A 15,138-nucleotide genomic window follows, 5' to 3' on the forward strand; every position below is an offset into this window, starting at 1 on the left:
GGGCATAATGTCCTGTCTTTCTGTACTGGTGATCATACCGTGTCGCGACTATCCACTCTTGACGAGAATGACCTTCAGCCGGAAACCCTGAGTGCGCTGGAGGCGGTGCGCATGAATGGCAAACTGGCCGATGTGTATCTGCAGTTTGCCAACAGCGAAGCCGCCCTGCGGGCCTATCTGCAGATGGAGCAGGCTCTGGCGGCCGGCTCGCTCGACGGGCGCGAGATCGAAGCCATCAAGCTGTGGGTCAGTCAGCAGACCGGTTGTGACTACTGTCTTTCCATTCATACCTTCAAGGCTGGCAAGGCGGGGTTCACTGGCGAGCAGATCCTGGCCTTGCGTCGCGGCGAATCCATCGGTGATGCGCGTATCGACTGCCTGCTGCGGCTGGCTACACAGTTGATGCAGGTACCCGGAAAATTGTCCGATGGCTTGCTGCAAGAGGCCAGGGACATGGGAATCGATGACGAAAATCTCGTCGATCTGACGATGGTGATCAGCACCATTCATTTCACCAATCTGACGAATCACATCAACGATTCGAAGTCGCCACTTCCACCGGCCCCCTCGCTCGAGAATTGAGAATTGAGAATCGAGAATCGAGAATCGAGAATCGAGAATCGAGAATCGAGAATCGGGAGTCGGGAGTCGGGAGTCGGGAGTCGGGAGTCGGGAGTCGGGAGTCGGGAGTCGGGAGTCGGGAGTCGGGAGTCGGGAATCGGTATTCGATATTCGGGAATCGGGAATCGGGAATCGGGAATCGGGAATCGGGAATCGGGGGATGAGGGTGCGAAGCTGGGAGTTCGGAGTCAGAAGCTGAGGGTCAGGAGTCCGACTCCCGGCGGCCTGTCGCGGCACGCCCGAGCACCTGGCCGAGGCGTCGTACCTGCGACCAGCGTTGTTGCCAGCTGACGGATTGCTCGCCTTGTTCGACTCGTCGGCGATTCAATTGTGTCAGAGTTGCAGTGTCTTGCAGCATCATGATCTGCGCTGCCACGGCTTCCACATTATAGCGACCCTTCTCCACCGACAGGCATACCGGGACCGCCGGTGTTTCCTCAGGCAGATCGATCTGGTCCAGAGCACTCTTCAGGGCGGCGCGAATGCTGGCGGCCTTGCGATCGTCGCTGTCTAGCGCATAAGGGGGTGACCACAGCGCTCTGGGGGTGAGTTGGTCGATATGCGTCATGACCAGCATCAGAGGAGGAGGTCGTCGTCTGGGCAGATTGGCAAAGGCTTCCTGCAGTATGGCCCAGACTTGTTGATCAGGTGCCCGCGCCGGCTGGTTGGCTCGTACGGTCAGCAGTATCATATCGGCATTGACGGCCAACCGGGTCAGCAGGCCGGCATCGATCGTGTCATGGTCGAGCCCCACGGTATCGATCAGGTGCATGGGGGCGGCATCGTCGAGTTGCAGTCGGTGAGTCACCAGACGGTCAGTGCTGGGCAATATGTCGATTTCCGCATTCAGGGTGTCGGCAAGTGCATTGATCAGGGAAGACTTGCCCGCGCTGGTCTGGCCGACGATGACGATTCTCAATGGCTCGGCCAGAGGGGCCGTTTGCTGCAGGTCTTCCTGATAGGCACGACTTCGATAGTCCTGCAGCTCGGCGACCGAGGTCTTGAGCCGGCCGCTGTAGAGATCCATGCCGACCTGCACCACTTCCTGCAGAAGCAGCCGTTTCAGATCCCGTTGCACGTTGTTGCTCAGGTGGTCGAATACCCGGTTGGTGAACTGGTCGCGGATTTCTCCGATGGCGGCAGCCAGCGGATTGACCAGTCGCAGCGTGCGGCGGATGGTGTTGAACCAGGTGTAGCCGGTACGAATGTCCTGTTGCCGGTCGTACAGGGTCACCAGCGAGGCAACCGTCACTTTCTCGGCAAAGGGAATATGCTGCAGGATGACATTGCGATAGCGGCCACTGGCTACTGACAGCACCAGCAAGGCTTCCGGTAGGGTAAATCGATACTCCAGTCCACTGGGTCGAGCATCCTCTGCCGGTTTTCTGCTCCTGCGAGGGTTGTAGTGCGCGGAGACCGTGGAGAGCAGTTCCAGGGATTCGTCCGGCAGGCTCTGCCAGGGCATGTCCATGTCAAGGCGTTGCTCTATCAACGTACACATGTCTTGCCACAGCGCACGGTCCTGCTCCGTCCAGTCGGCCTGTTCTTCCAGTCTGTCAGGTAGTTGCTCCGATAGGTCCTGTCTTGTGGCAGGGTTTGCACCGGCAGGCTTCTGCCGCCCCTGCGGCAGGAATCTGAACAAGGCATAGCCGGCCAGGGTAATTCCCAGCCAGACGGCCAGTACCAGCAACAGAGAGTCGTTCTGCCACAGAAACACCAGACCGAGAACGCCCAGACTGACCAGTGGCACAACCACCACCAGAGCTGCATACCAGGCGGCGCTACGAGCGGTTCCTCTGAACAGCGACAGCCATTTCACGGTTTTTTCTGCTCCTTGAAGGCCTTGACGAAAGCATCACGCAGCACGTCGGGATCGACGCTCTGGTGGTGCTTGCGGCGGTACAGGTAGAGGCAGGCCGCACGCCCCAGCGCGTAGGTGCTGGCAAAACTGATACTGGCCGCCGCCGCCGCTCCTGCGCTCTGACCGTATACCGGAATGAACTTGGCCAGTTGCCGGCCGCCGAGCGAGAGCACATAACGGTACAGAAAGCCGCTGCCCAGAGCGGCAATGAATTCGGTAGCAATGCGGCGATCCCAGGCAATGTCGTAGCGTCCTGCCAGGGCATGCAACATCTTCCCCTGCAGGCTGGGTACCGCCACGAGACCGACGGCCGGCACCAGATCAACGGCCGCCGCCGCGCTGGCGTATCCGGTGATTTCCCGGCGCAATGAAAGGTAGAGTGTTTCTTCCTGATCGTGTCCGTCACTACGGCTCAGAACGCGAGCAAGTTCGGGTACCAGGTCGATGATGGCTTCGCGCAGTTCGGCAAGGCCCACGTCCGGATTCTCGAAGCCGTCGTCAGGATCGGTGAAGTCGATGCGAACCGCTGTGGGCTTGCGTTGCAATGCGTTGGCGACTTGCTCGCTGTTGAACTGAATGGCTCTTTCCAGATCCGCCTTGGACACGCCGTGCAGTGCACTGTGCATATGCAGAGTGGCCAGGCGTGCGTCCTCGCGAGTCAGCGATTCGAGTGCGGCGATCAGTGCTGCCTGCGCAGGATCGTCGACGCGCGTGAGAACCAGCAAGGCATGACTGCCGCCTCGAGCCGCTGCCAGATCGCTTGCCGGGTCATAACTGGCTTCACCGAGACCGCGTGTGTCCAGGAATCGCATGACCGGAACATCCTGCGGATGGTCATAGTGCATGGCACTGCGAGTGCATGGCTCGAAACCGTTACCGACTTGCGCGCGGGAGTCCCCCGTGAGACGTTGTATGACCGAGGATTTTCCCGCCCCAGTCTTGCCCAGCAGCCATAACACCGGTAGGGTTTCGCGATGTCGTGACAGGGCTTCCTCGAGCGCAGGGCTTGGCTCCGGTTGAACCAGTGCCTGCAACCAGCGTCTCCAGCCTGGTTTCAGATTCATCTGCCGTATACTCCGCCAATGCGAGAATTATTGGAATTGCAAACAGGCCAGGTTGCCTTCATCAGTGGTCTCATGTCAGGCTTTTCCTTGTCGATTGCCGCGCATGTCCTGCGTTACGGGCTGCGCAGTCGTGTGGCGCAAGTGGTATTCCTGTTGTTCCTGCTGTCGTCATTGCTGTTTCTGGTGGCCTTGTATACCGATGTCCGTCTGAGCATCGAGCTGGCTGGTGTGGATACCTTGCCACAAAGTCTGCTTGACAAGGTTTCCATGGTTCGACGTCTGGGAACCGCTTGTGCAACGATTGCCCTGTTCATGTTTGTCCTGGCTACCGGCCTGCTGGGCTGGATGGCGTCGTCGCCGGTCGGTGTGGCCAGTTCGCTCATTGCTGCGGCCGCACTCTCGGCACTGTGGTTCATCTGGCAGAATATCAATCTGATCAGCGGTGCTGTGAGCAAATTGTCATGAGTCCGGTCGGTCGTTTTCTGAGCTTTTTCGAAGAGCGCATCGAACCCTTCCCGGACTCGGCGCCGACCCGCCCTCCGGCCACACTGCTGCCTTTCCTGTGGCATTACATCGGTGCCTCGTGGCACTGGTTGCTGCTGATGGGCGTGTTCTCCGCGATCATCTCGGTGCTGGAAATCAGCCTGTTTGCCTTTCTGGGCAATCTGGTCGACTGGCTGGGCAGCCGTGACCCTGCCACATTGCTGGCCGAAGAATCCGACCGGTTGCTGTGGATGGCTCTGGTCATTCTGGTGCTGTTGCCACTGGCAGGGCTGTTCCATTCACTGCTGCTGCATCAGACCATCATCGGCAATTTCGTCATGACGATTCGCTGGAAGGCGCATCGCTGGATGCTGGGGCAGAGCTATTCCTTCTATCAGGACGAGTTTGCCGGGCGTGTCGCCACCAAGGTGATGCAGACGTCTCTGGCCATCCGCGATGCGGTTCTCAAGGTTCTGGATGTGCTGGTCTATGTCGGCGTCTATTTCCTGGGGGCCATGGTGCTCGTGTCATCCTTCAGTGTGTGGATGATTCTGCCCTTCATCGTCTGGCTGGTGACCTACATACTCATGTTGCGCTACTTTCTGCCGCGTCTGAAAGGGGTTTCGCGACGCCAGGCCGATGCCCGGTCGGAAATGACAGGGCGGGTCGTGGACAGTTACACCAACATCATGACCGTCAAGCTGTTTGCCCATGCCGGCCATGAGGCCGGCTATGCACGCAACAGCATGCAGAAGTTCCTGGGCACGGTTCATCCGCAGTTCAGACTTGTCACCGGCTTGAATACCTGTCTGTCGCTGCTCAATGCCTCCTTGCTGTTCAGTGTTGCGCTGGCAGGACTGCTGCTGTGGGTCCAGGGCATGACCAGCGTCGGTGCCCTGGCAGTCGGTGTCGGTCTGGTGCTGCGCCTGCAGGGAATGTCCCACTGGATCATGTGGGAGCTGTCCGGCCTGTTCGAAAGCGTTGGCGTGATCTATGACGGCATGCAGATGCTCTCCACGAAGCAGGAGATCGTCGACGAGCCGGATGCCAGGGATCTGAGCGTGCCGATCGGCCGCATCCAGTTCGAGAAAGTGCGTTTTCATTACGGTCGCGAGAAGGGGGCCATCGAACAACTGAACCTGGAGATCGCCGGTGGCGAGAAAATCGGCCTGGTCGGGCGTTCGGGAGCTGGCAAGACAACGCTGACCAATCTGTTGCTGCGACTGTACGATGTCGAAGACGGGCGCATCCTGATTGACGGTTCGGATATCTCCCGCATCAGGCAGGAAAGTCTGCGTCAGCACATTGGTGTGGTGACGCAGGACACGTCACTGCTGCACCGAAGCGTTTACGAGAACATCGCCTATGGACGCCGTGATGCGTCCCGTGAAGAGGTGGAGGCCGCAGCGAAGCGCGCCAATGCGCATGAATTCATTCTGCAGCTGGAAGATACGGCGGGGCGGCGTGGATATGAGGCGCAGGTGGGCGAGCGCGGTGTCAAGCTATCCGGTGGTCAACGGCAACGGCTGGCCATTGCCCGCATGTTTCTGAAAGATGCCCCCATTCTCGTTCTGGACGAGGCAACCTCGGCGCTGGACAGTGAAGTGGAGGCTGTCATTCAGGAGAACCTGAGCGCTCTGATGCAGGGCAAGACCGTCATAGCGATTGCCCATCGTCTGTCCACGATTGCCGCCATGGATCGCCTGATCGTCATGGATGCCGGGGCAGTGGTACAGCAGGGAACCCATGCCGAACTGGCGGCGGGTGAGGGTCTGTATGCCAGTTTGTGGGCGCGTCAATCCGGTGGATTTCTGGAGCTGCCGGAATCGTCCAACATAAGTGTGAATCAGTCGGCTTGACCGAGCGGGTATTGCATCAACTGTTTTGTCAAACTCGTGTCGAGGCTATACACTGCGTTCAAATTTTTCATCTACGAGTTGCAGAATGACAAGACGACTACTGACAGCCCTCGCCATGGCTGGCGCAATGGCATCAGCCAGCGCCTCCGCTGAGGAGCTTCGCCTGGGAACCGAAGGCGCCTATCCTCCGTTCAACTTCATTGATGCCAGTGGCGAGATCAAGGGTTTCGATGTCGAGATCGGCCTGGCACTGTGCGAGAAGATCGGTGCTGATTGCACGGTGGTGGCTCAGGACTGGGACGGCATCATCCCCGGCCTGGTGGCAGAGAAATACGATTTCATCATCGCCTCGATGTTCATCACCGAGGAGCGTCTCAAGCAGGTTGATTTCACCGATCCCTACTATCTGGCCGCCATGACGCATGTGGTTGCAAAGGAGTCGGATATCACCGAGTTCACGCCCGAGGCGCTGGAAGACAAGGTCATCGGTGCCCAATCCGGCACCACCATGGCAGATTTCATCGAAGCCACTTATCCGGATGCCGATATCCGTCTCTATCCCACACAGGACGAAGTCAACCTGGACATGGCCAGTGGACGAATCGATCTGGTCGTGGGTGACTTGCTGCCCATGCTTGACTGGGTCAACAATACCGATGACGGTGCCTGTTGCGAGATGGCTGGAGAGCCCATCACCGACCCTGCCTTCGTCGGCGAAGGTGTCGGTATTGCCGTGCGCCAGGAGGATGATGACCTGCGCGAGCGTCTGAACCAGGCACTGCAGGAGATCCGGGACGATGGCACCTATCAGGCCATCAACGAGAAGTATTTTGATATCGACGTCTACACCATGAAGTAGCGGCGAGAGTCCTGGCCAACAGCATGCGAGAACTGTTCGCTTTCGGTGAGACCGGCTGGGGAGATGAATTGCTCGCCGGTCTTGCCGTCACACTGCAATTGGGTGTGGCTGCCCTGTTGCTGGGACTGCTCATCGGTTTCATCGTTGCCTGGGCATCGCTGTCCAGACAAACCCTGCTGCGCTCAGCGGGCTTTGCCTACTCGACCATCATGCGCGGCCTGCCAGAGCTGCTGACACTGTTTGTGGTCTACAACGGTGTCGGCCTGTTGCTCAATAAGCTTTCGGCCTTTGTGTCGCCCGACTCACCGCCGGTGGAATTCAGCCCCTTTGCTGCCGGTGTGATAGCACTGGGAATGGTCTTCGGTGCCTTTTCCTCGGAAGTGTTGCGCGGCGCCTTCAACTCGCTGGATCCGGGGCAGAGCGAGGCGGGGCGGGCGGTGGGCATGAACACCAGACAGGTGTTTCTGCGCATCAAGCTGCCACAGGCCTGGCGCTTTGCCTTGCCTGGCCTTGGCAATCTGTGGATCAATCTGCTCAAGGATACGGCACTGGTATCGATCATCGCACTGGATGATCTGATGCGCATGACCAAGGTCGCGGTCGGTGCCACCAAGCAGCCATTCACCTTCTATCTGGTGGCGGCCCTGATCTACTGGGCGCTGTGCGTCATGTCGGAGTTCGGCCTCGACAGGCTGGAAAAACGCGCCAACCGGGGTATCGTCAACCGCTGATGGATCCTCTCTATATCATTGCCAATTATGGGCCGCGCCTGCTGGATGGCACCCTGATGACCTTGCAGCTGACAGGTCTGGGTGCGCTGATGGCGGGTCTGCTGGCACCGTTTCTGGCGCTCGCCCGTCTGTCGGCACCAGCTGCCGCACAATGGCCGCTACGGCTTTACATCTCCTTCATCCGGGGGACGCCACTGCTGGTGCAGCTGTTTCTGGTGTACTACGGTTCCGGACAATTCCGGCCGCTGCTGCAGGATTGGGGGTTGTGGAATTTCTTTCGGGACCCCTTCAATTGCGCCTTGTTCACGTTTGTCGTCAACTCGACTGCCTACCAGACCGAAATTCTGCGTGGCGGGCTGATGGGCGTCGACAATCGGGAGATCGAGGCTGCAAGGGCCGTGGGCATGCCGCGCTGGAGAATTCTGCAACGTGTCGCCTTTCCACATGCTTACCGTATTGCCTGGCCGGCCCTGGGCAATGAAGTCATCCTGCTGATGAAAGCCAGTGCGCTGGCCAGCGTTGTTACCGTGTTCGATCTCATGGGGCGCACGCGCCAGGTCTTCTCCCGTACCTTCGATTTCTCCAGCTACCTGTGGGCTGCCCTGATCTACCTGAGTATCACTGTGGTGTTCGTTTTCCTGTGGCGTCAGGCAGAACTGCGCATGACCCGTCATCTGCAGGCCGGCAGTTCCTCGATTCAAGGCAGACAGCGCAATGGTTGACAATGACATCGTTCTGAAGGCAGAGGGGATCTGCAAGTCCTTCGGTTCCCTGGAGGTGCTCAAGGGCGTGGATATCACTGCTCGCAAACAGGACGTGATCTCCATACTCGGAGCATCCGGCTCCGGCAAGAGCACCTTGTTGCGTTGTCTCAATTTTCTCGAGCCACCAACAGTTGGCCGGGTCTTTCTGCATGGGGAAGAAATCAGTATCGGCAAGGGCGGGAAGCCGGATCAGAAGCAGATCGAGCGTCTGCGCAGTCATCTGGGCATGGTGTTTCAGCAGTTCAATCTGTGGTCCCACCGAACCGTGCTGGAAAATGTCATGGAAGGACCGATCATCGTCAAGGGAGAAGCGAAGGCGGTGGTTCGGCAACGAGCGGAAGCGCTGCTGGATCGGGTAGGCCTGGCAGAGCGCAAGTCCATGTATCCGTCTCAGCTTTCCGGTGGTCAACAGCAACGGGTGGCCATCGCGCGTGCGCTGGCCATGGAGCCTGACGCCATTCTGTTCGATGAGCCAACCTCGGCACTGGACCCCGAGCTGGTCTCCGAAGTGCTGAAGACCATGAAATCACTGGCTGAAGAAGGCCGTACGATGATAGTGGTCACTCACGAAATGAGCTTTGCCAGAGACGTGTCCACCCATGTCATCTTCATGCATGAGGGCAGGATTCTGGAGCAGGGGTCACCGGAGCAGATGTTTTCCAACCCGCGTACCGAACCCTTCCAGCGCTTCATTGCCGACGTCAGTTGAACCTGACTCACTCCGGGCGAATCGGCGAAGGGTTCAGCTTTTCTGGCGTGCCACCCAGGCCACATGTCTGGCCACGGCCGGGTCCCGGGACAGCGCTTCCAGCGTGTTGAGCCGGCTGCCGAGTTCCATCTCGGTATAGAGCTTGTGCAGGCCTCGGTGGCAACGCCGACACAGCAGGATGCCGGCATTGAGCTGCTCCCGGCTGTAGTGTTTTGCAAAGCGGTTGCGACGGTGCAACTTCCGGGGTATCAGGTGGTGGAAGGTCAGTGCGCTCTCACGAGCGCACAGGCAACATTGTCCCTGCTTCAGCGACACTGCAAGTCCGGTTGAATCAGCAGGGCTATCAGACCGGTCCAGCCGGTCTGATGGCTGGCGCCGAGACCTTCGCCGGTGTCGCCGTTGAAGTACTCGAAGAACTGATGCAAGCCATCGTCACTGGCTTTCTGCAGCTCCTCGCTATCACCGCACCAGGGCCGTTGGCCATTCTCATCTTGAGTGAACAGTGAGATCAGTCGTTGCGAAATCAGGTCCGCCACCTCGTTCAGGTTCATCATCTGTCCGGAGCCTGTCGGGCATTCAACCGTGAAGGATGGGCCATGAAAGGCGTGGAAGCGACGCAGGGCTTCAATCAGCAGGTAATTGATCGGAAACCAGACAGGTCCGCGCCAGTTGGAATTGCCGCCGAACAGGTCGGTCTCGCCTTCGCCGGGTTCATAACCGACACTCAGAGTGTGCCCTGAATCGGTGGTGTAGCTGAAGGGGTGGTCGGCATGAAAACGGGACAACGAACGAATGCCGTGGTCGGACAGGAATTCGCTCTCATCCAGCAGGTAATACAATACGCGGCGAAGTTTCTCCTCGTCCAGAAAGGACAGCAAGTGTCTATCCTTTCTGCCGGTCTTGTGCAGATTGGCCATGGTGCCTGCCAGTTCCGGACGGTGCTCGACCAGCCAGTTCATGCGGCGGACGAAGTCCGGAAACTCCTCGTAGACATCAGCCTCGATGATCGATGTGGCGATCAGCGGCATCAGCCCTACCAGGGAGCGCACCTTGAGCGGGGAGGAGCGTCCGTCGGGAAGATCCAGCCGATCGTAGAAGAAGCCGTCTTCTTCGTCCCACAGGCCCGGGTGGTGCTCCTTGCCGTTGATGGCATAGGCAATCTGCAGGAAGTGTTCGAGAAACTTGGTGGCAATGTCCTGATAGACCGGGTTGTTGCGTGCCAGCTCCAGTGCCATGCGCAGCATGCAGGCTGCAAAGAAACCCATCCAGGCCGTACCGTCGGATTGATTCAGGACACCTCCGGTCGGCGGTTGCTCGCTGCGATCGAACAGACTGATGTTGTCCAGTCCCAGAAATCCGCCTTCGAAGATGGAGTTGCCCTGGCTGTCCTTCTGGTTGACCCACCAGGTGAAGTTCAGCAGCAGTTTCTGGAAGACACTCTCCAGAAAGACCAGATCGCCCTTGCCGGTGTTTTCCTTCTCCATGGCATAGACGCGCAGTGTTGCCCAGGCATGAACGGGTGGGTTGACGTCCCCATAAGCCCATTCGTAGGCCGGCAACTGCCCGTTGGAGTGCATGTACCACTCGCGTGTGATGAGCATCAGCTGCCGCTTGGCATAGGCGGCATCGACCACGGCCAGAGGCAGGGTATGGAAGGCGGTATCCCAGACGGCATACCAGGGGTATTCCCATTTGTCGGGCATGGACATGATGTCGAAATTGTCCATGTGCTGCCAGTGGACGTTACGACGATTGTCCCGATGTACGGGCTTGTTCGGATCGCCTTCGAGCCATTGATGCACATTGTAGTAGTACAACTGCTTCGACCACAGCATGCCGGCAAACGCCTGTCGCTGAATCTGGCGCAGTTCATCGCTCAGTGGCCCGGTCTGCAGGTGGTCGTAGAAGATATTGGCTTCCTGTCGGCGACGCTTGAAGGCGGGCTTGAATCCGGCGAAAGGCTTGTTGCGGGCGGTGTCGCTCAGCCGCAGTTGAATCGTGCGGGAAGAGTGGGCTGACAAGGTCAAGGGGTAGTGAATGCCCGCCTTGGTACCCGTCAGCTCGGGGTTGACGGCATCCTCTTCACCATCGACGATATGGCGATGAAAGGCATCCTTGACCCAGGGTGAGGCGTTCTCGGAGCCGAACAGGCGCTGTTCATTGGTCTCGTTGTTGGTCATCAGCAGTTCCGGGCTGCCTTGCCAATAGAGGTGGTAGCGACCCAGCAAGGGATGCTCGGCCAGCAGAGAATGTGCATCACTCTGCTGCATCATCGGCATACCGTGCACATTGCCCTGCGGGCCTGCCGGGTAACCCCAGCTCCAGGTATTGCGGAACCACAGCTGCGGCACCAGTGACAGGCTGGCGGATTCATCCGCACGGTTGTGAGCCGTGATGGTGATCAGGATGTCGTTCTCGCCCATCTTGGCGTAGGCGACGTCGATGTCGAAATAGCGATTGTCGGCAAATATGCCGGTGTCGCTGAGTTCGAATTCGCGATCATGGTAGCCGCGCTGGGCACTTTCCTGCAGCAACTGCTGATAGGGGTACTCCGCCTGCGGGTAGCGATAGCGCATGCTGGCATAACTGTGGGTCGGCGTGCTGTCGGTATACCAGTACAACTCCTTGACATCTTCGCCATGGTTGCCTTCGGGACCGGACATGCCGTACAGGCGCTCTTTCAGAAAGGGGTCGTTACCGTTCCACAGAGCCAGACTGAAGCACAGGAACTGGTTGCGATCGCAGAAGCCGGCCAGACCGTCTTCGTTCCAGCGGTAGGCACGACTGCGGGCGTGGTCATGCGGGAAGTATTCCCAGGCCTTGCCATCGCTGCTGTAATCCTCGCGCACGGTTCCCCAGGCACGTTCAGCCAGGTAGGGGCCCCAGTGCTTCCAGTTGGCTGTACGTCTGGCGTGAGCCTTGAGCCGGCGATTTTCAGCATTCGGCGGTCGTTTGATGATTGGCATGCGGGTGGAATCTGTAGAGTGACGGCAGTGTACCGAAGGGCGCTGCTCCATGCAGTTCGGGCAGAACATACAGTGCAAATTGCCCTGGAATAGCGGAGACTGTTTCCCATGACCCATGCACTCCCGTCACTGACCCGTGACTCCCTCGATCATGCAATCCGGATTCTGGCCGAGCGTGACCCATTGATGAGTTCACTGCTGCGACAGTTCGGAATGCCGCCGATGTGGCAGCGTAGCCAGAATTTCAGCACATTGGTGCACATTGTTCTGGAGCAGAAAGTGTCTCTGGCCAGTGCCAGAGCAGTCATGCAGCGAGTGCAGGAATTATGCCCCGGCATGTCAGCGGAATTATTTCTCCAGGTGTCGGAACAGGCACTGCGTGATGCCGGAATCAGCGCTCGCAAGGTGAGCTATTGTCGCTCCATTGCCATGGCGCTGCATGGCGGTGAACTGGATTTGAAACGGTTACGTCAACGCTCGGATGAGGAGGTGATGCGGCAATTGACAGCCATTCGGGGAATCGGTCCATGGACGGCGGGGGTCTATCTGCTGATGGCAATGCGTCGTCCGGATGCCTGGGCGAGTGGTGATCGTGCCCTGGCGGTCAGTCTGGCCGAGTGCGAAGAACTGGAGACGGTGCCGAGTTATGCCGACCTTGATCAGCGTGCTTCCGGTTGGCAACCCTACCGTGCGGCCGCGGCGCGCCTGTTGTGGCACGCCTATCTGAGTCGCCGACAGCCTCGGGGTAGGGTTCGCAGTCGGGTAGTTGGCGAGCGCGGCTGATCAGGCTGCCGGAGCTGCATCCCGCAGGCTTCACATCAGCCGCCAATGAAGCGCTGCAGGTGATCGCCGAAGCGCTCGGCATTCAGAAAGCCGATAACCCGGGCTGCCGGTATCTCGGAACCATCCGCTGTGTAGAAGATGATTCCGGGTGGGCCGAACAGGTCGAATTTCTTCAGCAGGGCCTGGTCCAGTTCGTCGTTGGCTGTCACATCGGCCTGCAGGACCACGGTATCGGCCAGCAACGCCTGCACTCGCGGGTCGACAAAGGTGAAGGCTTCCATTTCCTTGCAGCTGATGCACCAGTCGGCGTAGAAGTCGAGCATGACGGGACGACCCTGGGCGCTGGCACTGGCCACGCTCTGCTGCAGATCGGCGACGCTCTTTATCCGTTCGAAGGCAAGATGAGGCTGCTGCGATTCGATCGCCTGCCCGGAAGAGGCACTCATGAAGCCGCGCAGTGGGGTGCGATAGCTGCTGCCACCGGAAAGAGCCCCCAGCAGCAGGGCCAGCCCATAGATGCCCAGCACGACACCGGCACCCTTGCCGAAGCGTTGCCAGCCGCTGCTGTCACGATCGATGGTGTCAGTGGCGCCGAGATGGATGGCGCTCATCACTGCCAGAATGCCGTACAGCCCCATGGTGATCTGAGTGGGCAGGAATCGTGAAATCATGTACACCGCCATGGCCAGCAACAGGATCCCGAAGATGTGCCGGGTGGCATTCATCCAGGTACCGGCGCGCGGTAGCAGTTTGCCCGCAGAGGTGCCGATCAACAGCAGGGGTGCGCCCATGCCCAGACCCAGTGCAAACAGCGCAGCGCCTCCGATGACTGCATCGCCGGTCTTGGCAATGTAGATGAGCGCGCCTGCCAGCGGAGCCGTGACGCAGGGCCCGACGATCAAGGTGGAAATGAATCCCATGAGGGCGACACCGGTGACCTGGCCGCCGCCCTGGCGGTTCGACCATTGCGTCAGCCTGGCCTGCAGGGCGGTGGGCATCTGCAGTCCGTAGAAGCCGAACATGGACAGGGACAGGGCCACGAACAGGATCGCGATGACGGATAACACCCAGGGATTCTGCAGGAATGCCTGCACGTTGTAGCCGGACAGGCCGACGATGATTCCGACGATGGCATAGGTGCTGGCCATGACCAGTACGTAGACCAGCGACAAGCGAAAGGCCTTGCCCGTCGTCATGGCATCGCCCTGACCCACGATCAGGCTTGAGAGTATGGGAACCATCGGCAGGACACAGGGTGTGAACGCCAGCAGCAGTCCCAGACCGAAGAAGGTGGCGACGTTCAGCCACAGGCCTTTGTCGCTCAGTGATGAAAACAGGCGATCCTGCTCGGACTGTGGCAGCGCCTGGGTGGCATCGCTCACGCCACCGCTGCTCGCCGCGGAAACGACGGGTGCATCCAGACCGGATGGGGTGCTGTCGAAGGCCACGGGCAGGGTGGTTGCACTGGGCGGGAAACACACGCCGATATCCGCGCAGCCCTGGTAGTCGAGCTGCAGACTTGCCAGGTTGGCAGCTTTCAGGTCGACAGCCGGGTCCAGGTACAGTCTGGCTTCGGCCACATCGCGCAGAATGCGCACGTTGCCGAAGAATTCGTCGTACTGTTCCACGCCGGGATCGATGTCGGTACTGACAACCTGAGCGCCACCGGCGTCTGTCAGCGTGAAGGAGAGTTTGTCGCGGTATAGATAGTAGCCGGGTTCTACCAGCCACTGCAGGGTGATCTGCCGGTCATTGGCAGCCATGATCTGGGGCAGAAAGGCCAGTTCGGGTGGCAACAGATCATCCTGTGCATTGTTGCTGCCGAAGAGGTCGTTGATCGGACTGGCATTGATCAGCGGTGAGGCCAGGCTGCCCGTTGTCGAGGAGGCCGAGTCCGGGAAATCGACATCGAGCATGACGGTGGTGGGCGGATAGCACAGCCCGATATCGGCGCAACCCTGAAACTTCACTGCCAATGGGAGCTGCCCGGATGGGCTGCCCGTGTAGGGCAGTTCGACATCGGCAGAATCACGAAAGGTTGCCTGTTCACCGAAGAAGTCATCTTCGATCACGATGGCCGGTGAATATCGAGGTTCGCCCAGAGTGGTCGGGTTGCCCAGCAGGGAGGCACCAGCGGTTTCATCGCTCTCGAGGCTGAAGCTGGTCTTGTCCCTGTACAGGTAATAGCCCGGGGCGATGGCGAACTGCAGATGGATGACCCCATCGGCTACCTGCGACACCGATGGTACAAAGGCTTCCTGTGGAGACAGCGGTTCATTGCCGCCCAGCAGATTGGTGGCAGCCTGGGCGCTGACGAGCGTCGGCATCAACGACAGCATCAGCAGGCAGAGTACCTTGGTGCCGCGCGTCAGGCAGGAAAAGCGAGGGAGAGGCAATATCACGGGTAATTCCAGGCTGTTCGGCTACCTTGTTGAAAC

Annotated in this window: 13 protein-coding genes; 8 read left to right on the plus strand and 5 right to left on the minus strand. The window is 59.2% G+C overall.

Annotated features, from left to right (window positions below; translation table 11 throughout):
- Positions 1-39: 39 nt before the first annotated feature.
- Complete coding sequence (locus ACUNV4_RS25925; RefSeq protein ID WP_430881560.1) at positions 40-582, plus strand: carboxymuconolactone decarboxylase family protein; 543 nt, start codon at positions 40-42, stop codon at positions 580-582.
- Between the two features lie 241 nt (positions 583-823).
- On the opposite strand, the gene ACUNV4_RS25930 is transcribed toward ACUNV4_RS25925, so the two are convergent.
- A complete protein-coding gene (locus ACUNV4_RS25930; protein ID WP_430881561.1) occupies positions 824-2,440 on the minus strand; it encodes a GTPase family protein in 1,617 nt (538 codons plus the stop codon).
- Positions 2,437-3,546 carry a YcjF family protein gene (locus ACUNV4_RS25935; protein WP_430881562.1) on the minus strand — a complete coding sequence of 370 codons (1,110 nt, stop codon included), beginning with the start codon at positions 3,544-3,546 and terminating at the stop codon, positions 2,437-2,439. Before ACUNV4_RS25935 ends, ACUNV4_RS25930 begins: the two co-directional genes overlap by 4 nt.
- 30 nt (positions 3,547-3,576) lie before the next feature.
- On the opposite strand from ACUNV4_RS25935, the gene ACUNV4_RS25940 reads away from it, so the two are divergent.
- The 6 genes from ACUNV4_RS25940 (at position 3,577) to ACUNV4_RS25965 (ending at position 8,951) form a co-directional block, all read left to right on the plus strand.
- Positions 3,577-4,011 carry a hypothetical protein gene (locus ACUNV4_RS25940; protein WP_430881563.1) on the plus strand — a complete coding sequence of 145 codons (435 nt, stop codon included), beginning with the start codon at positions 3,577-3,579 and terminating at the stop codon, positions 4,009-4,011.
- On the plus strand, positions 4,008-5,888 hold the full coding sequence (locus ACUNV4_RS25945) for an ABC transporter ATP-binding protein (RefSeq protein ID WP_430881564.1): 1,881 nt from the start codon (positions 4,008-4,010) through the stop codon (positions 5,886-5,888). Before ACUNV4_RS25940 ends, ACUNV4_RS25945 begins: the two co-directional genes overlap by 4 nt.
- Positions 5,889-5,973: 85 nt before the next feature.
- Positions 5,974-6,747, plus strand: coding sequence for an ABC transporter substrate-binding protein (locus ACUNV4_RS25950; protein WP_430881565.1), 774 nt, complete (start codon positions 5,974-5,976; stop codon positions 6,745-6,747).
- A gap of 23 nt (positions 6,748-6,770) precedes the next feature.
- On the plus strand, positions 6,771-7,478 hold the full coding sequence (locus ACUNV4_RS25955; RefSeq protein ID WP_430881566.1) for an ABC transporter permease: 708 nt from the start codon (positions 6,771-6,773) through the stop codon (positions 7,476-7,478).
- On the plus strand, positions 7,478-8,200 hold the full coding sequence (locus ACUNV4_RS25960) for an ABC transporter permease (protein ID WP_430881567.1): 723 nt from the start codon (positions 7,478-7,480) through the stop codon (positions 8,198-8,200). Before ACUNV4_RS25955 ends, ACUNV4_RS25960 begins: the two co-directional genes overlap by 1 nt.
- Complete coding sequence (locus tag ACUNV4_RS25965) at positions 8,193-8,951, plus strand: ABC transporter ATP-binding protein (protein WP_430881568.1); 759 nt, start codon at positions 8,193-8,195, stop codon at positions 8,949-8,951. The genes ACUNV4_RS25960 and ACUNV4_RS25965 overlap by 8 nt, the downstream gene beginning before the upstream one ends.
- 33 nt (positions 8,952-8,984) lie before the next feature.
- Here the strand turns inward: ACUNV4_RS25965 and ACUNV4_RS25970 are convergent, their stop codons facing one another.
- Together ACUNV4_RS25970 and ACUNV4_RS25975 are read right to left on the minus strand one after the other, a co-directional pair.
- Positions 8,985-9,266, minus strand: a complete 282-nt coding sequence (locus ACUNV4_RS25970; protein ID WP_430881569.1) for a hypothetical protein — start codon at positions 9,264-9,266, stop codon at positions 8,985-8,987.
- Positions 9,257-11,917, minus strand: coding sequence for an MGH1-like glycoside hydrolase domain-containing protein (locus ACUNV4_RS25975; protein WP_430881570.1), 2,661 nt, complete (start codon positions 11,915-11,917; stop codon positions 9,257-9,259). Before ACUNV4_RS25975 ends, ACUNV4_RS25970 begins: the two co-directional genes overlap by 10 nt.
- Positions 11,918-12,025: 108 nt before the next feature.
- Here ACUNV4_RS25975 and ACUNV4_RS25980 point away from each other — a divergent pair, with 108 nt between their 5' ends.
- The gene (locus ACUNV4_RS25980; RefSeq protein ID WP_430881571.1) at positions 12,026-12,700 is read left to right on the plus strand and encodes a DNA-3-methyladenine glycosylase family protein; all 675 of its coding nucleotides are present in this window, start codon (positions 12,026-12,028) and stop codon (positions 12,698-12,700) included.
- A gap of 35 nt (positions 12,701-12,735) precedes the next feature.
- Here the strand turns inward: ACUNV4_RS25980 and dsbD are convergent, their stop codons facing one another.
- Positions 12,736-15,102, minus strand: a complete 2,367-nt coding sequence (dsbD, locus tag ACUNV4_RS25985; protein WP_430881572.1) for a protein-disulfide reductase DsbD — start codon at positions 15,100-15,102, stop codon at positions 12,736-12,738.
- Positions 15,103-15,138: the final 36 nt, after the last annotated feature.

The sequence above is a fragment of the Granulosicoccus sp. 3-233 genome, from assembly GCF_052681095.1.

Excerpts from the sequence above, each read along its gene's own strand:
- ACUNV4_RS25935 (WP_430881562.1), bottom strand. The coding sequence starts at position 3,546 with ATGAATCTGAAACCAGGCTGGAGACGCTGGTTGCAGGCACTGGTTCAA.
- ACUNV4_RS25945 (WP_430881564.1), top strand. The coding sequence starts at position 4,008 with ATGAGTCCGGTCGGTCGTTTTCTGAGCTTTTTCGAAGAGCGCATCGAA.
- ACUNV4_RS25950 (WP_430881565.1), top strand. The coding sequence starts at position 5,974 with ATGACAAGACGACTACTGACAGCCCTCGCCATGGCTGGCGCAATGGCA.
- ACUNV4_RS25955 (WP_430881566.1), top strand. The coding sequence starts at position 6,771 with ATGCGAGAACTGTTCGCTTTCGGTGAGACCGGCTGGGGAGATGAATTG.
- ACUNV4_RS25960 (WP_430881567.1), top strand. The coding sequence starts at position 7,478 with ATGGATCCTCTCTATATCATTGCCAATTATGGGCCGCGCCTGCTGGAT.
- ACUNV4_RS25965 (WP_430881568.1), top strand. The coding sequence starts at position 8,193 with ATGGTTGACAATGACATCGTTCTGAAGGCAGAGGGGATCTGCAAGTCC.
- ACUNV4_RS25975 (WP_430881570.1), bottom strand. The coding sequence starts at position 11,917 with ATGCCAATCATCAAACGACCGCCGAATGCTGAAAATCGCCGGCTCAAG.
- ACUNV4_RS25980 (WP_430881571.1), top strand. The coding sequence starts at position 12,026 with ATGACCCATGCACTCCCGTCACTGACCCGTGACTCCCTCGATCATGCA.